At 71.6% G+C, this 25,254-nt stretch carries 21 protein-coding genes and 5 CRISPR repeat arrays; of the genes, 5 read left to right on the top strand and 16 right to left on the bottom strand.

Annotated elements, in window-relative coordinates; translation table 11 throughout:
- Window positions 1-70: 70 nt before the first annotated feature.
- From ACZ63H_RS32755 to ACZ63H_RS32685, 15 genes are all read right to left on the bottom strand, one after another.
- The gene (locus tag ACZ63H_RS32755) at window positions 71-490 is read right to left on the bottom strand and encodes a conjugal transfer protein TraB (protein ID WP_467944060.1); all 420 of its coding nucleotides are present in this window, start codon (window positions 488-490) and stop codon (window positions 71-73) included.
- A 21-nt stretch (window positions 491-511) separates the two neighbouring features.
- Window positions 512-2,710, bottom strand: coding sequence for an ATP/GTP-binding protein (locus tag ACZ63H_RS32750; protein ID WP_469871372.1), 2,199 nt, complete (start codon window positions 2,708-2,710; stop codon window positions 512-514).
- A 130-nt stretch (window positions 2,711-2,840) separates the two neighbouring features.
- Window positions 2,841-3,149 (bottom strand): hypothetical protein, encoded by a 309-nt coding sequence (locus ACZ63H_RS32745; protein ID WP_189757308.1) that lies wholly within the window; start codon window positions 3,147-3,149, stop codon window positions 2,841-2,843.
- Window positions 3,146-3,622: a hypothetical protein gene (locus ACZ63H_RS32740; protein WP_469871370.1), complete on the bottom strand. Its 477-nt coding sequence runs from the start codon at window positions 3,620-3,622 to the stop codon at window positions 3,146-3,148. The genes ACZ63H_RS32745 and ACZ63H_RS32740 overlap by 4 nt, the downstream gene beginning before the upstream one ends.
- Window positions 3,623-3,737: 115 nt before the next feature.
- Entirely contained in the window at window positions 3,738-3,902 is a 165-nt protein-coding gene (locus ACZ63H_RS32735; protein ID WP_469871368.1) for a hypothetical protein, read from the bottom strand.
- Window positions 3,903-4,091: 189 nt separating this feature from the next.
- Window positions 4,092-6,665: a hypothetical protein gene (locus ACZ63H_RS32730; protein ID WP_469871366.1), complete on the bottom strand. Its 2,574-nt coding sequence runs from the start codon at window positions 6,663-6,665 to the stop codon at window positions 4,092-4,094.
- A 143-nt stretch (window positions 6,666-6,808) separates the two neighbouring features.
- Window positions 6,809-7,246: a hypothetical protein gene (locus ACZ63H_RS32725; RefSeq protein ID WP_469871364.1), complete on the bottom strand. Its 438-nt coding sequence runs from the start codon at window positions 7,244-7,246 to the stop codon at window positions 6,809-6,811.
- A 110-nt stretch (window positions 7,247-7,356) separates the two neighbouring features.
- A complete protein-coding gene (locus ACZ63H_RS32720) occupies window positions 7,357-7,551 on the bottom strand; it encodes a hypothetical protein (protein ID WP_469871362.1) in 195 nt (64 codons plus the stop codon).
- Between the two features lie 108 nt (window positions 7,552-7,659).
- Window positions 7,660-7,851, bottom strand: coding sequence for a DUF5999 family protein (locus ACZ63H_RS32715; protein WP_469871389.1), 192 nt, complete (start codon window positions 7,849-7,851; stop codon window positions 7,660-7,662).
- Window positions 7,852-8,047: 196 nt separating this feature from the next.
- Window positions 8,048-8,572 carry a DUF6197 family protein gene (locus ACZ63H_RS32710; protein WP_469871360.1) on the bottom strand — a complete coding sequence of 175 codons (525 nt, stop codon included), beginning with the start codon at window positions 8,570-8,572 and terminating at the stop codon, window positions 8,048-8,050.
- A 14-nt stretch (window positions 8,573-8,586) separates the two neighbouring features.
- Window positions 8,587-8,778 (bottom strand): hypothetical protein, encoded by a 192-nt coding sequence (locus ACZ63H_RS32705; protein ID WP_469871358.1) that lies wholly within the window; start codon window positions 8,776-8,778, stop codon window positions 8,587-8,589.
- Between the two features lie 103 nt (window positions 8,779-8,881).
- Complete coding sequence (locus ACZ63H_RS32700; RefSeq protein ID WP_469871356.1) at window positions 8,882-9,235, bottom strand: hypothetical protein; 354 nt, start codon at window positions 9,233-9,235, stop codon at window positions 8,882-8,884.
- A 150-nt stretch (window positions 9,236-9,385) separates the two neighbouring features.
- The gene (locus ACZ63H_RS32695) at window positions 9,386-9,673 is read right to left on the bottom strand and encodes a hypothetical protein (RefSeq protein WP_469871354.1); all 288 of its coding nucleotides are present in this window, start codon (window positions 9,671-9,673) and stop codon (window positions 9,386-9,388) included.
- A gap of 182 nt (window positions 9,674-9,855) precedes the next feature.
- Entirely contained in the window at window positions 9,856-10,179 is a 324-nt protein-coding gene (locus tag ACZ63H_RS32690; RefSeq protein WP_469871352.1) for a WhiB family transcriptional regulator, read from the bottom strand.
- A gap of 182 nt (window positions 10,180-10,361) precedes the next feature.
- Entirely contained in the window at window positions 10,362-10,958 is a 597-nt protein-coding gene (locus tag ACZ63H_RS32685) for a hypothetical protein (protein WP_469871350.1), read from the bottom strand.
- A gap of 333 nt (window positions 10,959-11,291) precedes the next feature.
- Here ACZ63H_RS32685 and ACZ63H_RS32680 point away from each other — a divergent pair, with 333 nt between their 5' ends.
- The 3 genes from ACZ63H_RS32680 (at window position 11,292) to ACZ63H_RS32670 (ending at window position 14,077) form a co-directional block, all read left to right on the top strand.
- The gene (locus ACZ63H_RS32680; RefSeq protein WP_469871348.1) at window positions 11,292-12,050 is read left to right on the top strand and encodes a GntR family transcriptional regulator; all 759 of its coding nucleotides are present in this window, start codon (window positions 11,292-11,294) and stop codon (window positions 12,048-12,050) included.
- Window positions 12,047-12,613: a P-loop nucleotide/nucleoside kinase family protein gene (locus tag ACZ63H_RS32675; protein WP_469871346.1), complete on the top strand. Its 567-nt coding sequence runs from the start codon at window positions 12,047-12,049 to the stop codon at window positions 12,611-12,613. The genes ACZ63H_RS32680 and ACZ63H_RS32675 overlap by 4 nt, the downstream gene beginning before the upstream one ends.
- A gap of 231 nt (window positions 12,614-12,844) precedes the next feature.
- The gene (locus ACZ63H_RS32670; RefSeq protein ID WP_469871344.1) at window positions 12,845-14,077 is read left to right on the top strand and encodes an XRE family transcriptional regulator; all 1,233 of its coding nucleotides are present in this window, start codon (window positions 12,845-12,847) and stop codon (window positions 14,075-14,077) included.
- Between the two features lie 2,185 nt (window positions 14,078-16,262).
- Here ACZ63H_RS32670 and ACZ63H_RS32665 read toward each other — a convergent pair.
- Window positions 16,263-17,435, bottom strand: a complete 1,173-nt coding sequence (locus ACZ63H_RS32665; RefSeq protein ID WP_469871342.1) for a hypothetical protein — start codon at window positions 17,433-17,435, stop codon at window positions 16,263-16,265.
- Window positions 17,436-17,476: 41 nt separating this feature from the next.
- A CRISPR array of direct repeats spans window positions 17,477-17,930; the repeat unit is 28 nt; unit sequence GAGCTACCCCCGCGGGCGCGGGGACGAC.
- 1,730 nt (window positions 17,931-19,660) lie between these two features.
- A CRISPR array of direct repeats spans window positions 19,661-20,116; the repeat unit is 28 nt.
- Window positions 20,117-21,735: 1,619 nt separating this feature from the next.
- A CRISPR array of direct repeats spans window positions 21,736-22,014; the repeat unit is 28 nt.
- 94 nt (window positions 22,015-22,108) lie between these two features.
- A CRISPR array of direct repeats spans window positions 22,109-22,381; the repeat unit is 28 nt.
- Window positions 22,382-22,795: 414 nt separating this feature from the next.
- Here ACZ63H_RS32665 and ACZ63H_RS32660 point away from each other — a divergent pair.
- Both ACZ63H_RS32660 and ACZ63H_RS32655 read left to right on the top strand, forming a co-directional pair.
- Window positions 22,796-23,044: an antitoxin MazE7 gene (locus ACZ63H_RS32660; RefSeq protein WP_392119436.1), complete on the top strand. Its 249-nt coding sequence runs from the start codon at window positions 22,796-22,798 to the stop codon at window positions 23,042-23,044.
- Window positions 23,045-23,047: 3 nt separating this feature from the next.
- Entirely contained in the window at window positions 23,048-23,425 is a 378-nt protein-coding gene (locus ACZ63H_RS32655) for a toxin Doc (RefSeq protein WP_469871341.1), read from the top strand.
- A 1,257-nt stretch (window positions 23,426-24,682) separates the two neighbouring features.
- Window positions 24,683-25,138: direct repeats of the CRISPR family, unit length 28 nt; unit sequence GAGCTACCCCCGCGGGCGCGGGGACGAC.
- Window positions 25,139-25,254: the final 116 nt, after the last annotated feature.

Below are 25,254 nucleotides of genomic sequence, written 5' to 3'. Positions count from 1 at the left end.
TCAGTAACGAGTCGGGCGGCCCCGCGAGGTGCGGGGCCGCCCGGAGCGTGGGTGGGTGGGGGAGTGGGGGTCAGCGGTTGAAGAACCCGGGCTTGGGGGTCTTCTCACGCCGGTTGGAGCGCACGTCGTCCAGCGCGCCGTAGAGCCGGGCGTGGGCACGCCGGGTCTTGTAGGTGAGGTCGACCGTCTCCTGCGCGAGCTCGGTCAGCGTGCGGACTTCCCGGGCGGCGCCGGCCAGGGCGGTGGCCACGAGGTCGGTCAGGGTGACGAACTTCGGGTCCAGTTCGGCGTTGGTGATGTCGGTGGACACCCCGTCGGTGTGGTCGGCGTTGTTCTGCATGCTGCGGCGCAGCCCCTGCAGTTCGACCGTGGCGTCGTCCATGGCCTTGCCGAGCTTGTCCAGCTTGGCCTGCACCGCCTTGTACCGGTTGTCGTCGTCGGCCACGACGGGCGCCGCGCTGGTGCCGCGGGGCGTGAGGGAACTGCTCATCAGCGGAATGTCCTCTCGGGCTTAGTCGTGGTGGGCGGCGGCCGAGGCGTGCTTGAGACCGGCGTCTTCCTTGGCGGCCATGTCCTGGCCGTAGACGCGGGCAACCTCCCTGGCCGCCACCCCGGCGGCCTCCCTGGCGAGGCCGCACTGCTCGGCACACCGCTTGGCCTGCGCCTTCATACGGCCCGCGGAATCGGCCAAGTCGGCGATCAGGTCAGTGACCTCGGTGGTGACGTTGTGGTCGCCGGCCAGATCGGCGGACATCTCCCGCAACGCGTCCGCGACCCTGCCCAAGGCCTCCATGAGGGCTTCGGCACGCTCCTGGTCGGAGGCGGCCCTGATGGCGATGTTCGCCATCTCCACCAGGTACTCGCCGAACGTGATGTCCGTCCGGTGCTGGGCCGCCAGCCCCTGATGCCCAATACGCCTGCTGACGTGCGAACTGCTCACGCTGCTCCCTTCTGTGCTGGCGGGCCGACTGGTACCGGGCCGCTGTGGGTGCTTCTCCGGCGCGGGCGGCAGGCCCTTCACGCCGGTGGTCACGGCCGCGGGCGCGTCGGGGACGATGTCCGCGTCGACGATGTCGTGCTCGTCGCTGCCGACAGGGCGCTCGGGCGGACGGGTGGGGTGCTCGGGCCACACGTACCTCGGGGTGGTGTCCTCCGCCCCGAACGGGCTGTCCGCCGTACGGCCGCGCCGCCCGGCACCGCCCGTGCCACCACGCCCCTTCTGGCCGGTGCGGCGGGTGCGTCCGCGCCGCCGGGTGCGGCCGGTGCCGGTGCGCCGGCGCCGCTTCCGGCGCCGCTCCTTCGAGCCGCCAGACGGCCCGCCGGCGGCCTTGGACTTCTTGCCCGGCTCATCCGACGCCGTGCCGCCCCCTCCGGCGGCGCCTTCAGGGCCGCCCTCGGCGGCCTTCTCGACTTTGCCGCCGCCGGCCCTGTCCTTGTCAACCTTGTCCTTGGTGCCCTTGTCCTTGGCCGGGTCGGCCTTCTCAGTACCGTCCTCGGCGGCCTTCTTGTCAGCGCGGCGCTTGTCCCAGCGGTCCTGGATGCCTTCCATCACCGCCGCACCCAGGGTGGTGCGGTCCTCGGCAGCCTTGGCGGCCTCCCGCTTCGCCTTCCTGGCGGCCTTCCGCTCCGCTTTCGCCCGGCGCCGCTCCTCCCACCCGGCCTGCCGGTTGGCGCGGGCCTGGTCGCGGTCCTTGCTGCGATCGGCGAGATGGGCGGCCTGGCGGGCACCAGCGCGTTCCTGGCGGCCGCGGACCCGTTCAGCCCGCGGGCTGACGGCCGGCGAGTTCTGCGACGCGCCGCCGCCCTTCGAGCCACCATCGCCCTTCGAGCCGCCCTTTCCGGCCCCGGAGCTGCCCGAACCGCCCGAACTGCCCTTGCCGGAACCGGGCTTGCCTGACCCGGAGCCTCCAGAGCCGTTCTGACGGCCTTTGGCGCCGCCGGACGGCTCATTACCTTTGGAGCCGCCTCCACGGCCGCCAGCGGAGCGGTCAGAGCTTTTCCCGGTACCCTTGGGCGAGTTACCTCCCCCGGAGCCGCCGGACCCTTGCGTCCCCGAGCCGCGGGCGCCACCGGAGCCCCGGCCCGGGCCGCCGGAGCTGCCGCTGCCTCCCCGTGAACCGCCCCCACCCCCGCCGCCGGCCTTCGAGCGGCCCTTGTCGACGCCCATGCCGGAGCCGGGCGACTTCATACGGTCGGCGTCCGCTTTTCCGCGCGCCGCCGCTTTGTCGCCCTTCGCTTTCATCATCGCGGCATGGAGCTTTCCGTTCTGCTCCATCATCGCGACTTCCTGCGCGGTGCGGCCCTCCAGCAGCGCGACCTTCCGCGCTATTTCCGCCTCACGGAAAGGCGCTTCGCTTTCATGCCGCGCCCGCGCCCTTTCCAGCCGGAATTCAAGCCAGTCACCGAGACGGTCGGCGAGAGAGCGAGGCTGAACGTATTCACCCTCCTCGTATTCGCCGTCATCTTCACCGGTTTCCGGTTCCGTAATTCCTTCCGAACGCAGCGCCATTGCCGGATCCGGGGCGGCCGGAATCGGCGGCAACTGCATCGTGGTCTCCTCCGGGGACTCCGGAGGAGCCTCCGGAATTTCTTCCGGAGGCGGAATGGTGTCGGAGAAATCCGGGACCGGCGGCGGCGCGTAGGTGGAATCACCGCTCCAGGGGCCGCGGACCAGGGTCCCGCTGCCGGACTCGTCGGACTCGTCGGACACGGTGCACCTCCCTCCAGGGGACTTGACAGACAGTGGGGTCTCGTGTGCACGCGCGTGCACGTGCACGTGTGCACGCTTTACGCGAGAGAGGCCCCCGCCGGAGCCCGGCGGGGGCCTTCGTTGGTGACGGTCAGTGACGCGGGCCGTGCTGCTCCAGCACCTGCTGCGCGTACTGCATGAGGTGGTTCCACAGCCTCGCGTCGCCTGCTGCCCGCTTGTCGACCGCGAGCATGAACAGGCGGCACACGCTGGTGAATCCGCCAAGAACGTCATTGCGTCCGGCTTTGACGTCCTTGCTGATACGGGACCGAGTAACACGGAGCCAGAATTCCATCCGGCCGATCTCGCCTCGGCTTTCGATCGCCTTGCGCTCTTCCTGCTTCAGCCAGTCGTTCCGCCCTTGAACGGAGCGTTCGATCCTGGTAAGGGGGCGCGTCACGCTGACTCCCTGTTACCCAGGTCGTAAATCGACGTAGGTTCACCATAGCCGAGATCCCGGCTGTGCGCACCCTGCTGCTGCGGGTCGGGCGCGGCCTGGAGCTGCGGCGGGTTCTTCTTCCGCTGCTTTTCCAGCTCCTTTTCCTTCCTTTCCCTCACCGTATTCACAACGACTTCGTCATGGGCGCGGCGCTTATAGGCGCTCTTTTCCAGGCCCTCGGTGAGGTTCTTCAGGTTTTTCAGGACGTTTCCGAGGGCCCTTTCGACGGGCAGCGCGCGCAGCCGGGCGTGGTACCAGCGGTCGCCCTCCACGTGGGTGTCGCGCAGGTGGACCTGGGTCTCGATCGCGAGGGTCTCCAGGTTCTTGCCGATGTCCAGCAGGACCCGCTGAACGTCGGCCAGGTACCGGGCAGTTGCCTCCGGGTTCTGCGCGACGTCGCGCAGAGGGGAGTGGGTGGGGTCGGTGCTGTTCACAGCGGGGATTCCCTCCTGGTGTACTGGGCGGAACTGGGACTGCTTCCGGCAGTCGCAGCGAGGGCCAGCCCGCTTGCCTCGGGCTGGCCCTCACTGGTGTGTGCCGGACGGCTGATCAGAAGCGCCACTTGCGCAGCAGCTGGAACGGGTGGCATCGCCAGCAGGCCGGCCCGTGGTCCGGGCCGGTCCACCCCTGGCCGAGGTAGGCGAGCATCGTGGGGATCGCCAGAACGGCGAAGGACACGGTCAGGGCGCTAACCACGTACAGCCAGGTGGGCATGTGAACTCCTTCGCGTGACGGCTCGTACGAACCGCTGCTCTGCGGGCTGTCCGGCCCGTCCTATCCCTGCTTGGGACGCGGAGGCGGTGAGGTGGCCTGCCGACCGTGGCCGTCACCGGACCGCGCTCGGTGGGCGGGCGCGGTCCGGTGGCGACGATGAGCGGCAGGACGGTGGTGCGGGCGGTCCGGTCAGCGGACCGCGTGCTGCTTGAGGGCGACGGCGATCTGTCCGGCGCGGTCCGTGGCGATGGAGCCGCCCTCGGCCCGGACCGCCTTGGCGATGTTGGCCCGGTTCAGCGGCTCGTTCGCGGTCCGGAGCCGGTCCAGCGCAGTCCGCTCCAGGTCCGTGAGCGTGATGACCGTGCGGTCCGGACCGTCTTCCCCGTCCCGGCCCGGACCGCTTGCGCTGTCCGGCGTCTCCTGGTCGGCCGGTCCGGTGCCGTCCGCATCGGGCGGTCCGGGGGCGACGTCGGCGGTCCGGACCGTCACCTTGCGCGTGCCCGCCGTGCTCTGGGTGGCGGGCACGGTCCGAGGTCCACGGTCCGGACCGGGAGCGGTCGGCAGGTCAGCGCTGTGCGGTCCGACTGGACCGGCCTCCAGGGCGAGCGCCGGTCCGCCGGTCCGGTCCGTGGCTGCTGCGGTCCGGACCGGGCCGTGGACCGCCTTCCGGTCGGCCGGACCGGACCGATCCGCCCACCCGCCGTGCTGGACCGGGCGGACCGGAGCAGGGTTTCCCAGCGGTCCGTTGCGGTCCGCGCGGGTCAGGGTGAGCACGGTGGGGATGGCGGCCGGTCCGTGGTCGTCGGCCCCGACGCGGGGGACGACGACCCGGTGCAGGGCCAGACCGGTCCGGACCGCCTTGCGGTCCGCGAGCTCGGCCCCGGCTGCGGCCCAGGCCCGGTCCAGCGTGGTCAGGCGCGGGTCGGTGATCGCCAGCGACCAGGCGGTGAAGCTGTGGACCGGGTAGCGGATCCAGCGGACCGCCCCGATGGACGGGCGGGCCTTGGCGACCTTGCCGTCCTCACGGAGCTTGCGACGGTGGATCAGCGAGGCGTACAGCTCCCACAGCACCATGCCCACGATGCTCATGGCGGCGAACGCCACCGCCTTCGGCGTGAAGTGCCAGTAGGTGATCTGCTCCGTCCAGATCTCCTTCTTCGCGTCCCAGACCCGGCTGCCGGCCACCGGCTGCCCGGAGGCGTGCCAGAAGTTCATGACCGCCGCCCCGAGAGCGAAGATCCATGTCGAGACCCGGTAAAGGGTGCCGGCGTCGCCGCTCTGGCGGGCCTGGTGGTACATCCAGCCCACGAACGCCGTCGACAGCTCCCAGGCGGCGGCGAACAGGATCGTGAACGGCACGACCCACCCGAGGATGTCCTCGGCGAACCCGGCCTGGCCCGTCCACGCCACGGCCATCGGAGCGGTGATCGGACCGACCACCATCAACCGCTCCGCGTTGACCTTCACGAACTGCTGCACGCGGTCGGCCACGGACGGCTTCCCGGCGCGAGAAGCGGCCCGCAGCTCACGGGCCCTGGCCTTACGGGCCTCCCTCGCGTCCCGGCGCTCCCCCTTGGCCTCGAGCTTGAGACGCTTGCGCTCCAGGGCCCGCTCGGTACGGTCAGTGGCGCGCTTCATCCGGGCGGCGGCTTCGGCCACCATGTCGTCGGCGGCCTTCAGCGTGACCTCCGCGTCCGCTTCCCGCACCCGGGCCTGCGCCAGGGCCTCCTCGGCTTCCTTGAGCTGCGCGTCCCGCTTCGTGCGGGCCGCGGCCAGGACGCGGTCGGCTTCCTCACGGGCGGTGCGCTTCAGCCGCTCGGCGTCCTCGGCCGCCGTCGCCCGCAGCCGGTCGATGTCCTCCTGGGCGAGCGCCCGCGTCCGAGCCGCATCCGCGCGGGACGCCTGCCGCTCGCGGGAGGCGTCCTCACGCAGCTCGGCGGCCGCCTTCTCCGCTTCGCTGCGCACCTGCGCGGCCTGGGCGGCCGCGCTCTCGCGCAGCCGGTCGGCCTCAACGCGCGCCTGCTCAAGGAGCTGTTCGGCGTCGGTGGTAGCGCGGGTGCGGGTCTCCGCCGCAGTGCGCTCCGCGCCCGCCAGCAGCTCGGTACGCGCGCGCTCCGCGTCGGCGAGGGCCTTCGCGGCGGCCTGAGCGGCCTCGGTGCGGACCTGCTCCGCCTGCGCGGCCGCCGTGGCGGCGACCTCGTCGGCCTGGCGGCGCGCGTCGACGAGCAGCTGCTCAGCCGCCTGCTTGGCGTCGGCGAGGACCTGTTCGGCCTCGCCGGCCGCCGTCGCCGTGACGGTGTCAGCCTCCGCGCGCGCGTCGGCGAGCAGCTGCCTGGCCTTCGCGTCGGCGTCGGCCAGGACCTCGTCGGCGTTGGCGGCTGCGACAGCCGCAGCCTCCGTACGGACCCGGTCGGCGTCCGTCGCAGCGACGGCCAGGAGGCGGGACTGCTCGGTCGCGGCCGCCTCGGTGATCGAGGCGGCCTCGGTGCGCGCGCCAGCCAGCAGCTCGGCGGCGCGCACCTCGCCGTCGGCGAGGATCCTCGCGACGTCGTCGGCGGCCAGGTCCCGAAGGTCGGCCGCGCGGTCCGCGGCGTCGGCCACGACCGAGTCGGCCTCCTCGCACACCAGCGGCACGGTGTCCTCGAGGGCGGCGGCCTGCGCGGGAACGACGGCTGGCGCCTGTGCCTTGGCGCGTCCGGTGGCGCGGGGCTTCGCGGCCGCGGCGTTCTGGCGCCTGCGGCGGGTGGCGGTCCTGGGGGCCACGGTGTTGTCCTCTCTTACTTCCGGCGCCTCCGTGAAAGAGGTCACCGCGGTCGGCGTCGGGTCGGTAGGGTCGGCAGCAGGCCCTCCGGGGCCCCGGCAGCTGTAATGCCGGGGGCTCGGAGGGCCGTGCGCGTGGGCCGTGGTCAGGCGCGTTGGGCGTCCTGCGCGGCGTCCGTGGGGCCGCGGCGGGCGTAGGCGGCACCGGCCAGCAGCAGGGTGCGGACCTGGCCGATGGTCCGGCCGGGCACCGTGTCCCACAGCCGCGGCTCGGCGGCGCCGGCGCCGGTGCAGGCGCAGATGATGAGCTCCAGCACCTTGACGGCCACGCCCTTCAGGTCGAGCGGGCCGTCCAGGACCTCCCACAGGCCGAACGCGCCGGGCTCCCAGCCCTCCCTCTCCAGCAGGGCCAGGGCGTTCTCCAGATAGGTGGCGGTCTGGAGGCCGGTGACGGGCTCGCCACTGGTGCCGTGCCACATCCGCGAGCCCGTGTACCAGAGGGCTTCCAGCTCGGCGGCCCGGTTCAGCAGGGCCTCGTTCTGTGCCTCCAGCTCGGTGGTGGAGGCGGCGATCGGCGGGGTCATGGGGTTCCTCTCCGTCAGTGGTCCGGACTGTCCGGCTCCCCGTCACCGCCCGACCCGGCCGCCCGGGATACGGGTGGCCGGCGCGGGCGGATCAGGCAGCCGTCAGGCCGTCAGCGCTCCAGCTGGCGCTTGAGTCGCTTCAGGTCGGCGGTGGACATGCCGGCCACGGCGCGGCGGACCGCGTCCTCACCGCCGGAGGCAGCGGCGTCGATCACCCTGCGGGTCCGGCTGTTGGTGGTGGCGGCACGGGCCGCCTGGGCGGTGACCTGGGACAGGGCGGCGGCGAATTCGTCGAGGGTGCGCATGGTGGTCCCCTTTTGCTCTCGGGTGTGGTCCGGACTGTCCGGCTCCCCGTCACCGCCCGGCCCGGCCGCCGTGGGGTCGGCGGTCGGTGCGGGCGGATCAGGCAGCCGTCAGGCCAGCGCGGCGACGGGACGGTGCGGGTCGATGACCCGGCCATCGGGGAGCAACTCGCCGGTGTCCTCGAAGAGCACCAGGCCGTTGCAGAGCAGGCTCCAGCCCTGTTCCGGGTGGGCGGCCACGACGTACGCGGCCTCCCGGTCGGAACTCTCGGCGACCGGGCACTTCGGGGTGTGCGTGCACAGCGAGTCCGGCAGCCGGGTGGTGCCGGTGACGATCGGGATGGTGCGGTCCATGAACTCTCCCGGAGAGGAAGGGATCCCGAGGCTTTCCCGGGCTGGAGACGTGCGAAAGACGGGCCGCCCGTGGTGCGGGCGGCCGGCCCGGTGGAGCAGCAGGGTGCGGGAGGGAAAGTGGCCTGCCGTCCCTGGGGGCGGGCGGTCAGGCGGGGCCGTAGCGGCGGGCGAACGCGGCCGCCGCGGCGAGGACGTTCAGGACCTGGTCGACGGTGCGGCCGGGGTGGGCGTCCCAGCTCTCGTAGTAGGCGTACGGGGCACCGGTGGCAGCGCGGACCAGGAGCGCGATGATCTCAGCGACGGTCAGACGGGTGTCGATGCTGAGCAGGCCGTCGGTGTCGATGCGCTCGGCGTAGATGAGCGCATCCCGCAGGGAACGTCCGGAGGCCGGGCCGGGCTTCCAGCCGGCGGTCCGCAGGATCTGCGCGGCGCTTTCGGCGTGCTCGGCCAGCGCCCGCCCGGTCAACGGCATCCCGCTGCCGCCCCACGCCAACCAGTCGATGCCCCGTGCGAGCCGCCGGGCCTGCTCGATCCACACGGTCACCGCCTCCGTGCTGAGCACCGGCGCGGACACGCCGGTCAGGTACGTCTCCACGTCCTGGGCGAGCGCCATCTCGCCGCGCTCCTGGGCCTGGCGGCGCAGAACGATGTCATGGGCGAAACCGGTCACGGTCAATCTCCTCTTCAGCGTTGCCGCTGCTTCTGTCGGGTGAGGTGGAGGTCGGTAACGCGGTGCCCGGCATCCCACGCCGTGGCGGCCGCCAGCGCGGCGGCCGCCAGCAGCAGGCGTGCCAGGGGATGGGCGGGACCGACCGCGAGCGCGGCCCGTGCGGCGCGATGCTGCGCCGCCCGGGCCGCGTCTATGAGCGGCACCATCACTTCGGGCGCTTCTCCGACTGGTCGTTGACCTCGCGGACCCTGCGCGACAGTTCTTCGTGACCCTCGTCGTCCAAGGCGGGGGCGGGGATACGGTTACGCATCAGGCCACCGCCATCCCGGCCGCCTGCATGTTGGTCTGGCAGTGGCCGCGGCACTGCCAGGACCCGCACAGACCGCAGGCGTCCTGCTCCTCCTCGTACAGCCCGTCGAGCCGGGCCCGCATCTCGGCGACCGTGCGCGGGACGCGCCGGCTGGCCGGGATCGCGGCGTCCTGGGCGCGGACGACTGCCAGGAGGTGCTCGCCGAGCGCCGCCTCGGGCTCGACGCTGGGCGTGCGGCGAACCGGACGGGGGCGGTCGGGGCGGTGGCTGTTGATGGCGGTCAGGACCCGGTTGAACATGTCGTCGCCCTGTGGCGCCCGGGAGACCGGGCGTGTGATCATCGTCGTGTTCAAGAGAGTCTCGCTTTCTTGATCACGGACGGTCCCGGGAGGTCAGAGTTTCGGGGCCGTCCACTTTTCGTTTCGGCTGGCCGGTCGGCCTGCCACGACCCGTCTCCCGCCCTGTTCTGCTCTGGTGGGCGGGAGACGGACCGTGGCGGGCCGTCAGGCGGCTGGCACGTACGTCCGCTTCGCGGGGCGGATCAGGTAGTCGCTGTCCGTCCACACCGTGCCGACCGCGACCGGCTGCGCGTCCGGGCGGAGGGTGTCGCGGACGATGACCGCCCACCGGGCCGCCGTCCGGCGCAGCAGCTGCGCGGCGTCGACCGGGTCGGTGACGAGCGCGAGGACCTCGAACCGGCCGTCGACGTTCTGGTAGATGGCGCCGGGCCGACGGGGGCCGATCTCGTCCTGGACACTCGGGCGGGTCTGGCGGGATGCGATGCTGTGCACGTGGTCTGTCCTCTCTCATGGGATGACCGCGAATAAGAACCCCCAGGGGCGCATCCCTGGGGGTTCATCGCGTGCGGGCCCTTGGCGGGGCAGTGCGTCCTGCGCACTCCACCGGCCACCGGACCCCGTCCTGGGGCGCGGTCGACGGTGGGCAGCGCAGGGCTGCGGGATCGAGAGGGGGCTCAGGCCTGGTTGGCCCCGGCCCGCTTCCACCGGCGGCGGGCCGCTCGGCGCCTCATCGCCCGCCGCTCGTCCTCGGACAGGCCACCCCAAACACCGTGCTCCTGCCCTTTCTCCAGCGCCCACTGCAGGCACTGCTCGATGACCGGGCAACGGCGGCAGACGCTCTTGGCCTCCTCGATCTGGAGCAACGCGAGGCCGGTCGTGCCCACCGGGAAGAACAGTTCGGGGTCTTCCTTGCGGCACTCGCTGGCCGCCCGCCAGTTGGTGTTGGCCGGCAGGTCGGCGGAGGGGGAGTAGCTGCTGCGTACGATGGAGCGGTTCATCAGGGCCTCCCATCAGGCTCTGTGTGCGAGAACAGCACCGGGACTGCCCAGCCCGGTGCTGCTGACGGCCCCCGGGATCGCCCGTCCCGGGAGCCGTTGGCTGCTGTACGAGCAGCCACGGCCCCGGCCGCCCCCGTTGGATGCGGGGCGGCCGGGGCCGTGGTCGATCGTGCGGGAACGGGTCAGCGCGCGGGACGCTTGGGACGAAGCGTCGTGAGCGGCACCGGCGGCGCGCCCAGCGGCGCGTCACCGTCGGGCAGCTCCGCGCGGCGGGCGTCGGAGGCGCGGACTGCGGACTCGGTCGCCGCCCACTGCTTCTCGCGCAGCAGCCACAGAGGCCGTCCGTTCTCCGCCGACGGGTGCTGCCGCGCGGCGATCTGGCTGACGGCCAGGGCCGGCCTGACCGTCGGCTTGCGTCGCACGGTGGTCCGGCGGCGGTGCATCGTCTCCGAGTTGCCGTCCGTCAGGCGCTCCTCCCACTTCCTGACCGTGACGTCGACCGTGACCAGGCGGTTGCTGCCCAGGCGGCAACGGACGGCCGGGGCCTCGAACGCGCGGCCGGTGTCGTGCGGCACGAGCTTGGGCTTCTTGGTCTGGATGCCGGTGATCGGCACCCACGTCTGGCAGTCGGGGCAGACCACCGACGCGCAGGCGGGACGCAGGTCGTACTGGTGGGGGCGGAGGGTGGAAAGAGCCAGCGCCGGACGGGGGTTGACGGTGCGGGAGCGGGTCCGGCTCTGACGGGGGCGGGCGGTGCGCTCAAGGGCGGGAGCAGGCATCTGGACTCCTCATGGACGGAGTGGCAGGGAGCGGGTCGCGGTGCTCTCTCCGCCCTCCGGGCCGCACGGCGCGAGGCCGGCGTCCCGCAGGACAGACAGCGCGCAGCGCTGCAACGTGCACGCAGTCGTCGGCCGTCAGGCTCCGGGGGAGTTCGATGGTGCTCTCAACCCCGGCCGCCCCGAAGGGCGGTCGACCACTGCGGTCTCGGTGGTGCTCACTCGGTGCCCTGGTGGGGCACCGACGCCTTACATACATCAGGTTGCATCAGGTACCCTCAGGTGTCAAGCGGTATAGTGAGGCACCTAGCGGGAATTTGAAGGAGGCGAAGGAACATGCCAGGGCCACCCCAAGCCGACAATCGGCCGCCGTACGCGCGCATCGCGGGCCACTACCGCAACCTGATCAGCTCTGGGGAGCTCGCGCCGGGCGACCTTCTGCCCAGCATCAAGGCGCTGGCGACCAAGTGGGGAGTCAGCACAGCCACCGCAGACCGGGCGATGCGACTGCTGCGCGAAGAGAAACTCGTGCGGGGCATCCCTGGCGTCGGCACTGAGGTGCTGGCACGGCCCATCTCCCTGTCCTCCGGCGCGGAGCGCCACGACCGCAGCAGCAAGACGCAGTCGTCGTGGGGCGTCGGCGAGAAGTCCGCCGGCCACACCGCCGGCATAGTCGAGGCTCCCGAAGACGTCGCTATCATCCTGGGCATTTCGCCTGGTGACGACGTGATTCGTCGTAGCCGCGTCTACCGGGACGGTCATGGGATCGTCTCCCATTCCACATCATGGATTCCCGCGGAGTTCGCCCAAGCCGTCCCCGAGTTGGCGCGAAGCGAGCGACTCAAGGGCGGGCTGTCACTCGACTTGATCGCGCGGGCAACCGGGCGATACGTCGTGAAGCGCGTGGATGAGGAGACGGCTCGCATCGCGACGAAGCGCGACCTCGAGCTCTTGGAGTTGGAGACCGATACCGTCGCGGCGATCCTTGTGTTGACCGCGCGCTTCCTGGATGCCGACGGCGAGCTGCTCGAGTACGGCGTGGACTTGGGCGCCCCGGGCCGCACCCGTCGCACGACGTCAGAGGTGTTGCGGTGACCACAACCGGCCCGGCACCGCGCGCGATCCTCATGTCGGGTCTCCAAGGGGCCGGCAAGACCACCCTCGCTCGCGCCTTGGAGGAAGTTGGCTTCCGGCGCCTGTGCCCCGACGAGGAGATGTTTCGCCGCTATGGCCACTACGGCAGGGACTTCCCCCGCGGCGAGTTCAAAGTTCGGGAGGCGCCCGTACTCAGGGATATCGCCCAGGATCTCCAGGGCCTCCTGGCGGCCGGACACGACACCGTGCTCGACTACGGCATTTGGACTCCGAAAGAGCGAGTTCAATGGGCAGCGACCGTCATGGAGGCCGGCGGTGAGCCTGTTCTCATCTACTTGCCTGTGCCACATGCGGTGCGCTGGGACCGAATCCGAAAGCGCAATGAGCAGTCGCTGGTCGATGCCAACAGCATCGAGTTCAGCGAGGAAGACCTTCTCAGGCACGCTGGCCGCTTCCGCCCACCGACTACTGATGAACCGCACATCCTGTACGACGGTCACCCGGAGACCGTGCTGGCCGCGCTCCGCCGTACACGTCCTCCCATGGATGGCGGCCGCCATTGACTCCTGCCTCCCACACGCAGCTTCTACCCTTGATGACCACGACCGTGCTCGGGTCCTGTGACGGCGGAAAGTGACATCGGCCGGTGACATACGGAATGTCACCACCACTTGTCACCTTCGGACGATCAAGAGGCCGTGCCATGCTCGGCCGCAGAAGGGCCGGCTGCCGCTCAGGCATCACACTGCCGGGGCGCAGGCCGCCGCTGGACCGCACGGGGAAGGGGAACGGCGATGGATGAGCGTCCCAGCTGGGCACGCCGGATGGTCGAAGAGCGCGCGGCGCGGGACTGGTCGCAGACCGACGCTGTGCGCGCGCTCATGGTTCGGCTTCCGGACGACCAGGTCGTGAGCGAGCAGGACCTGCTGCGCCAGTGGAAGCGGTGGGAGGCGGGTGAGGCTCAGCCAACGAAGTACCGGTCGGCGATCGCTCAGACCTTCGGTACGACCACAGGCGCCTTCTTTCCTGAGCGCAGCCGGCGGGACGGCCGCGCGGAGGTTCTGCAGGTCAGCGGTATGGACACGGTGGACATCATCGCGCGGCTGCGGGCCTCGGACGTGGATGTCGCGACGCTGGACGCACTAAGGATCACGGCAGACCGGCTGTGCTGCGAGTACGCGTACATGCCCGCCGATCAACTGCTCCTGGAGGGCAAGGCGTGGCTCGCGCGTGTCGTCGGCCTCCAGCACCAGCGAGTCAGCCTGGCGCAGCACCGCGAGATCATCGCGCTCGCGGGGAAGCTGTCGCTCCTGGTGGGTTGTGTTGAGTACGACTCCGGCCGGCCCCGCGACGCGGAGGCGACACGGCAGGCCGCGCTGATGCTCGGACAGGAGGCCGGAGACCTAAGCGTGCAGGGCTGGGCACACGAGATGCGGGCGTGGTTCGCCCTGACTCGGGGCGACTACCGCGGCGTTATTGCGGCTGCGGATGCCGGCATCGCCGTGGCGCCGAACGAGAGCGTGGCCGCGCAGTTGTACGCACAGAAGGCCAAGGCGTGGGCGAGGTTGGGTGACCGTTCGCAGACCGAGGTCGCGCTCGATCAGGGCCGCCAGATCCTGGAGCGGCTTCCGTATCCCGAGAACATCGAGAACCATTTCGTAGTCGACCCTGCAAAATACGACTTCTACCGCATGGACGCGCTCAGGAAGTCGGGTGAGAACCGGCTTGCGGAGCAGCTGGCCAATGAAGTCATCCGGGCGGGCACGGATTTCGACGGGACGGAGCGGTCGCCCATGCGAATCGCGGAGGCCCGCGTCACCCTGGGCGTGGTCGCCGCACGTGAGGGCGATCTGGACACCGCGCTCACCTACGGCGAACGGGCCCTGACGGGGGAGCGGAAGTCGTTGCCCTCGCTCGCGATGGTGGCCGCTGACCTCGGGCAAGCCCTTCAGACTCACTACGGACACGCCTCCGAAGCCCAGGCATTCGTCACCCACCTCCGCGAACTTCGAGGAGGTGGCCAGTGACTGGGAGCGCCTCAGGAAAGAGCGAGTTCCTGCAGATCGGTGACCCTACTGGTGCGAAGCGCAGCGATGGGGCCGTACCGACACGTAGTCGTGAGGCGCATCCCAAGTGGTCGTGGAACGGTAGAGTGATCCCGATCGTTGATCAAAAAGAAAAGTGGCCCCGTCCACCGGCCTTGGACAAGCCGGGAGGGGCCACGTGGCCGAGGGACCTTGTAGGAGGGGCCCCAGAGCCTGCCGAGCACCCTTTTCGCCAGAAGGAAGGTGCCGACGTGATCAGGGTACCCGCACCCGACACTCGACACACCGCGCCCCGCCGTGGGGTCAGCAGCCACGCCAGCTGCTGGTCCGTCGACGGGGCGTCCGTGGTGTCTCAGACATCCCGCACCCCTGCTGAGGGGGCGGTTATGACGTAGATCTCCGGGGGCGGCGCCTGCTCGACAGGACTTCTGGCCGCCCCGGGCTTCGACTCACTGGTGATTGCCGTCACCAGGACCTAAGCCCATCTCCTCTCCTCGAGGTTGCCGCCTCTTGGAGGAGCTGCCCGCCCCGGTGCCACCCGGCTGCGAGCGGTTCGAACTCGGTTCTCCCCAGAACCCGAAGCACCCCGAAGGGGCTTCGTCATGCCGTGAGGCGAGCCCCTCGACACAGGAGTCATTGTGCATGACCATCCTGCGGGCCGCCAGCTTCGGCATGCCCGCACATACCTGCCATACGGCGCAGACCAGCCACATCGCCGTGTGACCGTGGCTGACATCACGTCGTGCGCCGGTCCCGTGAGCCCGATCGCCGAGGGTGAAAAGCACCGGCCTGGAGTGCGCCCGCTCGGGCTCGGTGCCGTCAGGCGTCGTGTTCCGCGTGACGGGACCGGTTCCAAGATCTTTAGTCGCCTGGCAGCGTGCGGGGCTTTCGACTCTGATCGGACCCTGCCCACAGGCGCCTTGGCCCACGGTCGCTGGATGACTGCGATCACGCTCTCTGTCTGGGCAGGCCGGTGAGTGCCATGGCGGCGCCGGCCGCTGCCGGGTTCCGTGTGCCCGCTCCACGGCGCGTGCGGACGCGTCTTGGGCCTGCTCCGGTCCAGGGTGTACCGGCGCCGAGGTGTGAGGCGGGGCATCCGCTGGCCCTGGGGCGTGCTGCCCGCGCCCGGCTCCGTGCTGCTGTGCGGACGCTGCTGGACGTGGCCGGCCTGGACGGTGCGCCGGACGCGGCACGCCTGGCGGTGCTGGTACTGGCCTCGCGGACGCCCGCGGAAACTGGTGTGGTGGAAATCCGCACCTCCGAGCTGGGCCGGTGGCTCGGGCTGTCCGCGTCGTACACGGCCTCCAACGTGGTGCCGGTGCTACGCCGGTCCGGCGTAGTGGAGGTGGAAACGGCGCCGGGCGAGTACGGCCAGGACGCCGGCCTGAGGTGCAAGGTGCTGCCACTGTGGGCGGCGCAGGATGTGGTCGGGCACCCGTTGAACCTGTCGAAGAAGGAGTACGCCACTTTGTGGCGGTTGCTTCAGGCCGTGATGGGGCCTGGCTGGACTCACCGGGACGGCTCGGTCTCCCCGGCTGGGCTGATCGGTACGCGTACCGGCCGGGGCGCGGCGACGGACCGTCTGGCTCTGCTGCTGCTGGTGCTGGAGGCGCGGGAGACCGGCCAGGTCCGGCTGTGCGGCGGGGCGGTGGACACCAAGCGTGGCCGGGCGGCGGCGACGGTCGCTCGGCTGCTCAGTTGCTCGGCGTCGGCTGGGGAGCAGGTGCTGGAGCGCCTGGAGCACCGGGGCCTGGTGCACCGGCCCCGTCTGCAGACGCGGTCCGGGCTGGCGAGCCGGTCGCGTTTGGTGGTGCCGGCGGTCGCTGCCGCGCATGGCCGCACGGTTGCCGCTGTTCGGGAGGACCGCGCAAAGGCCATGGAGTCAAGGTTTTCAGACCCCGACGTTGCGGCAAGGCCTGGTGAGGCACTGAAGCCGGAGACGGAGCCGCAGGTCAACAGCTTGCCAGTGACGGATGAGGCGGATGTTTCAGACCCCGATGTTGCGGTAGACCTTCACACTGATCACCCTTCTCTGGGTACTGCCGTCTTTCCACCTGCTGTGTCTCGTCGGTTTTCCGGCGTAGGCCGTGGTGGGCTCGGTAACCTGCCGGACCGCGCGTGCGTGCGCGAGGACCGGACCGTCCTCGACGGGACCGGCGTTGCCGCATCAGCGTCGCCGGTGGCACATGGCGGCCCGCTGCGCGGGGAAAAGCCGAAGGAGTCCTCGGGCGATGAGCAGGGCGGGCAGTGTGCTACCGGTGCTGGGACCGGTAGTCGGCCGAAGGCCCTGGGCTGGGGAGAGGCGCGGCATCGGCGGAGGATGGGCCTTCCGGCTGATCTTCGTCTGCGTGTGGTGTTGGGGCCGGTCGCCGGGTTGTGGGAGCGGTTGTCTGGCTGGCAGCAGGACCAGGTCGAGGCGGCCACGAAGGCGGAGCTGAGGCGGCTGGCCGGCCTGCTGGAGCAGCCGGAGGCTGCGCCGCGGCTGCTGGCGGACCGTCTGGCCGACCGCTTGGAGGAAGTCGGTGGGGAAGCGCTGGTGCGTGATCCGATGGGCTGGCTCATCGGGCGCGGTCTGGTCCAGCGGCAGGCTTGCGCGGACCCGCGCTGTGACGACGGGATCCGTGTCGACACCCGCGCCGACTGTCCCACCTGCACCACGGTCATCGCCAGCCGGCGCGGTCAGCGTGCCCGACTGCGGGCCCTGGTCGACGAGCAGCTCGCCGGCACCGGTACAGCCCAGCGGCGCGCGGTCTACGAACAGCAGCTGCGCGAGCACACACTCCGCGAAGCGGCGCGGGCCGAGGCGCGTCGCGCGCGGGAGACCGTCGCGGTCCAGGCGCGGCGGGCGGTGGCAGCCCGCCGCCGTGCACAGCAGGAGGCAGCTGCGCAGGCGCGCCGGTCTGCGCCCTGCGCGGAGTGCGGTCTGCCCGACGCGGCCGGACTGTGCCCGCAGTGCACCCACCGGCAGCGCATCCAGGACCTGCTGCACGAAGCGGTCGACCTGGCCGTCGCCGTCCGCGCGGACCTCGACGACCCCGACGACGTCGCCCAGCTCACCGAACGGTGCCAGGCCGACACCCAGGCCCTGCTCACCAAGGCCAGCAGGCACCACGACAGCCGGCCGGAACTTCAGCCCCTCACCGAACGGGAAGTGGCCGACCGCATCCTGGCCGAACGCCGCACCAGCGCCCTCAAGCGCCTGCTCGTCAGCGAGGAAGCCCACGCAGAGGCGGAGACGGTGTACGAGATGGTCCTGCGCCGCCACCCCACCGCTCACCGCGCTGCGGAGGAGGCCGCCGAACAGGCCCGGCACCGCACCGCCCAGTACCTCCTGCAGCAACGGCTCGGCCAGCTCCGCGTACTACGCATCCGTGCCGCAGCGAGCTACCCCCGCTCGCGCGGGGAGGACGCAGGCCGTGATGGCATGGGAAAGGTGGACGGGGAGCAACCCCCGCTCGCGCGGGGACGACTTCAGAGCCCCCCGTCCGACTCCGGGCGGGGCAAGCAACCCCCGCTCGCGCGGGGACGACCGTGACCCAGGCGCAAGTACGCCCCGCGCGATCGAGCAACCCCCGCGGGCGCGGGGACGACAAGACGTATACGCGCCGGGCGCGCGTGTACCGAGAGCTACCCCCGCGGGCGCGGGGACGACATCTCAGCACAGCGAGTGTGTGCCCGCTACAGAGAGCTACCCCCGCGGGCGCGGGGACGACCATGACTGCGCCTTTTGTCTGCTCGCTCACATGGAGCTACCCCCGCGGGCGCGGGGACGACCTCGAGGTCGGCCTTTCGCGCGCGGGTGGCCTCGAGCTACCCCCGCGGGCGCGGGGACGACACTTGATGAGCTGGGACGATGCTAGCGGGACCACCCGTTTTCATTAACGTGAGTTGTGGTGTTGAACGCAGCATGCGCCGAACGCGCGGCAGCCACCCGAGTCGGTCGTCAGTCCGTGAGAGGCGTCTCCACCGGGCTGCTGCTGGGGGTGGGCGACGGCAAGTTCGGCGGTGCGCTCCCTGGGCCCCGCTCGCGCGGGGACGACACGGTGGGGTCAAGGGTTATCGGGACATGTCCCGGGCAACCCCCGCTCGCGCGAGGACGACTCCGCCGGGTCTTCCTCGTGCCAGACCGCCCGCGAGCAACCCCCGCGGGCGCAGCGACGACTGCGGCGATGCGGGGCCGGGTCGGGCTGGAGCAACCCCCGCGGACGCGGGGACGACCACTCCGGGACGTGCCCCTCCGGCGCCCGGTACGAGCTACCCCCACTCGCGCGGGGACGACGACGGGATCACCCGAAGGTTCTCGGGCCACCCCGAGCTACCCCCACTCGCGCGGGGACGACCCGGCCAGCCAGTCCTTCGTGCGGGCGGCGGCGGAGCTACCCCCACTCGCGCGGGGACGACGTGCGGATCGTCGTCACCAGCAACCGCACCGTCGAGCTACCCCCACTCGCGCGGGGACGACACTTCTTGAGCTGGGGCGATGCTAGCCGGGGGAGCCGTTCTCATTCACGTCGGTCGTAGTGCTGGGATGGCAGCGAGCGCAAAACGCGTGCCAACCAACCTCGCAGCCGCTCGGACCACGGCGGGCATGGGGACGGTCCCGGACGCGGAGCAGCTGGAGCCGGCGGAGAAGAACTGCCCCCCGGCGGGCGGCGGGGACGACACCCCATGGACGAAGGCGACTTCCAGGCAGGTGGAGCTACCCCGCTCCCGCGGGGACGACGAGCCGATAGCGGCGGCACCGAAGCCGTACCCGGAGCAACCCCTGCTCGCGCGGGGACGACAACGGCTGGCACCCGCACATGAACCTGCTGGTCGAGCAACCCCCGCAGGCGCGGGGACGATGCCCTGGCGCGGCCCGCGCTCGGAGCGGGTCTGGCTCGAGCAAGAGCTACCCCCGCTCGCGCGGGGACGATGTGCAGAGCTCCACGCAGACCACGCTCCTGTGGGAGCTACCCCCGCGGGCGCGGGGACGGCACCCCATGACCGCTCACCCGATCCCGACCGGAGGAGCTACCCCCGCGGGCGCGGGGACGGCCGGTCGTCCGAGCGCACCCCGAGCTGACGTCGGGAGCTACCCCCGCTCGCGCGGAGACGACACAGCCTTCGCGTTGCGCAGGGAGCGGCAGACCGAGCAACCTCCGCTCGCGTGGAGATGACACACGGCGGTCCTGCGGGGAGCCGCCGACCAGGGAGCTACCCCCGCTCGGGCGGGAACGACGCCTCCTCGTCGCTCTTGCCGCGGGTGGTGAGCGAGCGACCCCCGCAGGCCCGCGGGCGCGGGGACGACCCGCAAGCAGTCCGGCGGCACCAAAGGCTCAAGGAGCAAACCCTGCTCGCGCGGGGACGGACGGGCGCGGGGACGACGCCCGGTGCGTGCTCGCCGGCACGGCCTCCGAGCAACCTCCGCGGGCGCGGGAACGACGGGCACGGTCCGACGCTCGAAGACGAAGTGTGCGAGCTACCCGCTCGCGCGGGGACGACGGCCAGGGCCTCCCCTCGGCCGGTCGGTCCACGCAGGCGCGAGGACGACAACGCCGTGAAGCTCACCGACGAACAGAACGACGAACTACCCCCGCTCGCGCAGGGACGACGGCGGCGCCCCCTTGGTGTACGACCAGTGCCAGGAGCAACCCCCGCTCGCGCGGGGACGACCCTCCGAGGGTTCTGCCACCGGTTGGGAGCCGGGAGCAACCCCCGCTCGCGCGGGGACGACTCCAGCTCGGTGAGCGCGGTGGTGACGGTGTCCGAGCAACCCCCGCTCGCGCGGGGACGACCGCGGCGAGCATCTCCGCGTACGCCTCCGCGACGAGCAACCCCCGCTCGCGCGGGGACGACCCCATCGGTCAGTCCCTGCTGGACGGCCGAGAGGAGCAACCCCCGCTCGCGCGGGGACGACTCCAGCAGCCGCAGCAGCGTCGCGAACTCCTTCGAGCTACCCCCGCTCGCGCGGGGACGACAAGCGGCATCTCAAGCCGCTAGCGTGGCCATGAGAGCTACCCCCGCTCGTGCGGGGACGACACTGTGAACTGGGACGATGTTAGCGGGAGCGGCCGTTTTCATTGACGTGAGTTCGACTGCCGCCGTCTCGGACAGCCGGGCCCTGGCAGGGTCGCGCCGGTTGCCGCAGGAGACGACGGCGGCGGGCCGCGCGGCGGGGTCGGCGGCGGCCCACAGGACGGCCGCCGTACCGGTGCTCGCGCCGAAGTAGCCGAGGGCGAGCCCTTTGGTGTCGGGTTCCTCGCGCAGCCAGGAGGTGGCGTCCAGCAGCCGGCCGGCCAGCAGCGCGATGTCGAAGACGTTGCCCCAGTCGCCCCCCGGCGGGGTCCAGGAGGTGGCCCTCCGAGCTATCCCCGCGGGCGCGGGGACGACGCCAGAGCGGCAGCTCTCACATGATCTGGCAAGGAGCAACCCCCGCTCGCGCGGGGACGACCCCGCCAGACCAGCGCGGGATCGGCGTCGTAGGGAGCAACCCCCGCCCCGCGTGCGCGCGGCCGGCGTCGTCCCCGCGCCCGCGGGAGCAACCCCCGGTCGCGCGGGGACGACGTCGGGCCGGGATCACGTTCGGGGCTCGCGGGGGGCAACCCCCGCTCACGCGGGGACGACTGGGTGCTGACCGGGGAGACGACGGCGTACGTCGAGCAACCCCCGCAGGCGCGGGGACGACGGGTCTCATCGCTCCGGGTCTCACCGCCCGGACGAGCAACCCCCGCAGGCGCGGGGACGACAGTTCCGGCCCGCGAGCGCCGGACACCGGCTGAGAGCAACCCCCGCAGGCGCGGGGACGACAGCCCGTCGCGGGTGATGGCCCGGGTCGGCGCCGAGCAACCCCCGCAGGCGCGGGGACGACGTGGTGGACGCGGTGCGGTTGGCCGTGCTCGTGGAGCTACCCCCGCGGGCGCGGGGACGACCTGGAGGCGCCGGCCGAGTCCGAGCCCGAGCCGGAGCTACCCCCGCGGGCGCGGGGACGACACGTTGGTGTGGATGCCGTTGTGCGTGAAGTACGAGCTACCCCCGCGGGCGCGGGGACGACTCTTGATGAGCTGGGACGATGCTAGCGATGCCGGCCGTTTTCATTGACGTGAGTTGTAGGGCTGGACGCAGCATGCGCCGAACACGCGGCAGTTACCCGAGTCGGTCGTCAGTCCGCGAGAGGTGCCTCCACCGGGCTGCTGCTGGGGGTGGGTCGACGGCAAGCTCGACGGCGCGCCCCCCGGGGACCCCGCTCGCGCGAGGACGACGGCGCCCCTCGCGGTGACGAGGACGGCGATGACCAAGAGCTACCGTCGCTCGCACGGAGACGCCCTGGCGAACGTCTCGGCGATGGTGGCCATGAGCGAGCTACCCCCCGCGGACGCGGGGACGACAGTGCGTGGGCGACGAGGAGCAGGTGGCTGAGCGGGCAACCACCGCGGGCGCGGGGACGACGGCCATGATGATCTCCTGTCTGGTATGTGGTGGGAGCTACCCCCGCGGGCGCGGGGGCGACGGCGCCCAGCGGTCCGACTTCGCCTCCCAGTTCGAGCAACTCCGCAGCGCGGGGACGACCTCGGCGCCCTGGTGCTGCCGCGCGTCGTCAGCGAGCAACCCAGCTCGCGCGGGGACGACATCCCGGATGAGGTCGATGCCGGCGTGGACGCCGAGCAACCCCCGCTCCCGCGGGGACGACACCCCCGAGGAGATCGCCGGCCTCGTGGACTGCGAGCAACCCCCGCTCGCGCGGGGATGACGCCGCTAGTGGTCTACCTTGGTCCCGCGCCGACGAGCAACCCCCGCTCGCGCGGGGACGACCGGGGGCGAGGACCGGTTGAAGTCCTCGATCCGGGGCAACCCCCGCTCGCGCGGGGACGACGTCTGCCGTCCGTACGCGTACGCGTACGCGTACGCGTGGGGGCAACCCCCGCTCGCGCGGGGACGACTCCCGATGGTGCAGAGCTCCACGCAGACCACGCGGGCAACCCCCGCTCGCGCGGGGGACGACGCCGTGGTGGCGCTGACGTACTGGATGAGCAGCGGGCAACCCCCGCTCGCGCGGGGACGACCGCTGTTCCTGCTGCTCCCGCAGGCCGGCCATCGGGCAACCCCCGCTCGCGCGGGGACGACTCCCGCGATCCATGAGTCAGCGAGCTGACGGTGGGGCAACCCCCGCTCGCGCGGGGACGACATCACATCGGGTAGCTGGCTAACGGGGGCAAGGGGGCAACCCCCGCTCGCGCGGGGACGACGCCAGCATCCGCTCCCACGGCGAGTGGTTCCGCGGGCAACCCCCGCTCGCGCGGGGACGACACTTCTTGAGCTGGGACGATGCTAACCAGGGGAGCCGTTTTCATTCACGTCGATCGCGGTGCTGGGCGCAGAACGCGTGCCAGCCACCGCTGCTGCCGCTCGGACCCCGCGGGCATAGGAACGGTCCCAGAGGCAATGAAGCAGCCGGAGCCGACGGGGGACTGCCCCCGCGGACGCGGGGTCGACGGCCCAGGCCTCCCATCGACCAGTCGGGCACCTGAGCTATCCCCGCTTGTGCAGGGACGACGACGCACCGCCCGGCCCGGCCTGCCCCGGCACCGAGCAAGATGGAGCAACCCCTGCGGGCGCGGGGACCGCCGATCATCCGCGTCACGTTCTCCGGGACCGAGCTACGGCGTGTCCAGGATTGCACGCTGGTATTCAGGATGGTAGTCGCGGGTGCATACTCAGGGTATGGCCGATACAACCGTGAAGATCGACACCGAGACGCGGGACCGGCTCGCCGCCATCGCCGCCGCCCGGAACACGAGCGTGCGAGCTCTGCTCGCCGACCTCGCAGTCCAGGAGGAGAACCAGATGAAGCTGGGCGCTGCCACCGCCGCCTTCCGTGCTGCCGTGTCCCGGCCCGGCATCGCCGAGGCGTTCGACCGTGACTTCGGCGGCCTGCCACAGGCCGCCGGCCACAGCCACCGGGCGGCCTGACCCTTGGACCTGCACATCGACATCCGGTGGCTCCTGGACCGGCAGGAAGAGCTGCTGGGCAAGGATCTCGCCGTCGCCGACTACTCGGCCCTCGTGGCTGCCGTGGCCCGGCACCGGGTGAACACGCCGCACATCGACGTCGGCGCTCCCGATGCCTACTGGCGGGCGGCCGCCCTGCTCGAACAACTGGTGCTCCTGCGGCCGCTGCCGGCCCGCAACGAGTTCTTCGGCTACGGCGTGGCCATCGCCTACATCCAGGCCTCCGGCGAGAACGTGGATACCACGTACGAACCGTGGCGCGACCTGATCACCGACATCCGCGCACTCCGCCTCACGGTCTACGACATCGCCGACCGACTGCGCTCGATAGCGGCCCGCTGAACAACGCCCCGGACCCTGCAGAAGCCCGCATCACCAAGATGGCAGAACTGACGCTATTCGCCTCGGCAGCCCCCGGCCTCCTGGCACCTCGCCTCGGGCACCAGGATGACCGACCGCTGCGGCAGTAGACCGTCTCGCAGGCGGAGCTAACCCCTGCAAACGCAGGGACGACACAGCCCAAGTGCCCACGTAGCCCTTACCGTACGAGCTACCCCCGCTCACGCGGCGATGACGGGTGGAGCAACCCCGAAGCCGTGCCCGGCCGGGAGCTACCCCTGCGGACGCGGGGACGGCGGCCCTGGAGGGCCGGGACGGGGGTCGCGCGCGGAGCTACCCCCGCGGGCGCGGGGACGACACGCGGACTCATGGGGCATCACAGACCCCGTGAGAGCTACCCCCGCGGGCGCGGGGACGACTACCCGCCAAGGAGCCCTCCGTGGATACCCCGTGAGCAACCCCCGCTCACGCGGGGACGACCTCAAGGAGCGCGAGGAAGCGTGGGAGAAGCGCGAGCAACCCCCGCTCACGCGGGGACGACAACAACCTGCTCTGGGTCGTGAACGGGAACAACGAGCAACCCCCGCTCACGCGGGGACGACCCGCCGAGACGCTTTGCGAGATCGTGAGCACCCGAGCAACCCCCGCTCACGCGGGGACGACGCCGCATAGCGTCGGCCGGCGTTCCAGAAGACCGAGCAACCCCCGCTCACGCGGGGACGACGCGTCGAGGGGCCGCCAGTCCGGGTACTCGATCGAGCAACCCCCGCTCACGCGGGGACGACGATGACGGCGGGGACCGGGTCCGGCGTAAGGGGAGCAACCCCCGCTCACGCGGGGACGACATCACTCAGTGTGTGGAGCGTAGCCAGAGCCGCGAGCAACCCCCGCTCACGCGGGGACGACATCATGTCTAGGACGATGACCTCCTCGTGATCCGAGCAACCCCCGCTCACGCGGGGACGACACTTCTTGAGCTGGGGCGATGCTAGCCGGGGGAGCCGTTCTCATTCACGTCGGTCGTAGTGCTGGGATGGCAGCGAGCGCAAAACGCGTGCCAACCAACCTCGCAGCCGCTCGGACCACGGCGGGCATGGGGACGGTCCCGGACGCGGAGCAGCTGGAGCCGGCGGAGAAGAACTGCCCCCCGGCGGGCGGCGGGGACGACACCCCATGGACGAAGGCGACTTCCAGGCAGGTGGAGCTACCCCGCTCCCGCGGGGACGACGCACGGTGGGCCGCCTTAAGATCGTCGATCGACGAGCCACCCCTGCTCGCGCGGGGACGACAACGGCTGGCACCCGCACATGAACCTGCTGATCGAGCAACCCCCGCGGGCGCGGGGACGACGAGTCCCGGCGTGGGTGGTGCTCCGCGTAGGCAGAGCTACCCCCGCGGGCGCGGGGACGACATGATCGTGGGCGGCGGCCACTCCCGGATCCGCGAGCTACCCCCGCGGGCGCGGGGACGACGACCCGACCGTGCCTCCCAAGAGGAAGATCAACGAGCTACCCCCGCGGGCGCGGGGACGACCGGACGCGGGTACCGCCACTCTGCCTGTACAGGGAGCTACCCCCGCGGGCGCGGGGACGACCTGACGAGAGCGAGGCCGCGATGACCAGCAGAGGAGCTACCCCCGCGGGCGCGGGGACGACGAGCACCTTGAGGTATTCGATGAGGTGCTGCCCGAGCTACCCCCGCGGGCGCGGGGACGACACTTCTTGAGCTGGGACGATGCTAAGGGCTGTCCCGTAAATGATCTTTGAGTCGCCAGAAGGGGGTCGGTCGCGGTGCGGTCCACTCGCCTATCCGGCGAGGGCGAGGTTGTGCAT

This window comes from Streptomyces sp. NPDC104831, assembly GCF_055583025.1.
Note: the sequence above shows the minus strand (reverse complement) of the source record. Positions and strands in the feature narration are given on the sequence as shown.

Coding starts and splice junctions, on each gene's coding strand:
- ACZ63H_RS32680 (WP_469871348.1), top strand. CDS start 11,292: ATGCCAGGGCCACCCCAAGCCGACAATCGGCCGCCGTACGCGCGCATC.
- ACZ63H_RS32725 (WP_469871364.1), bottom strand. CDS start 7,246: ATGACCCCGCCGATCGCCGCCTCCACCACCGAGCTGGAGGCACAGAAC.
- ACZ63H_RS32685 (WP_469871350.1), bottom strand. CDS start 10,958: ATGCCTGCTCCCGCCCTTGAGCGCACCGCCCGCCCCCGTCAGAGCCGG.
- ACZ63H_RS32705 (WP_469871358.1), bottom strand. CDS start 8,778: ATGGTGCCGCTCATAGACGCGGCCCGGGCGGCGCAGCATCGCGCCGCA.
- ACZ63H_RS32735 (WP_469871368.1), bottom strand. CDS start 3,902: ATGCCCACCTGGCTGTACGTGGTTAGCGCCCTGACCGTGTCCTTCGCC.
- ACZ63H_RS32690 (WP_469871352.1), bottom strand. CDS start 10,179: ATGAACCGCTCCATCGTACGCAGCAGCTACTCCCCCTCCGCCGACCTG.
- ACZ63H_RS32755 (WP_467944060.1), bottom strand. CDS start 490: ATGAGCAGTTCCCTCACGCCCCGCGGCACCAGCGCGGCGCCCGTCGTG.
- ACZ63H_RS32670 (WP_469871344.1), top strand. CDS start 12,845: ATGGATGAGCGTCCCAGCTGGGCACGCCGGATGGTCGAAGAGCGCGCG.
- ACZ63H_RS32720 (WP_469871362.1), bottom strand. CDS start 7,551: ATGCGCACCCTCGACGAATTCGCCGCCGCCCTGTCCCAGGTCACCGCC.
- ACZ63H_RS32660 (WP_392119436.1), top strand. CDS start 22,796: ATGGCCGATACAACCGTGAAGATCGACACCGAGACGCGGGACCGGCTC.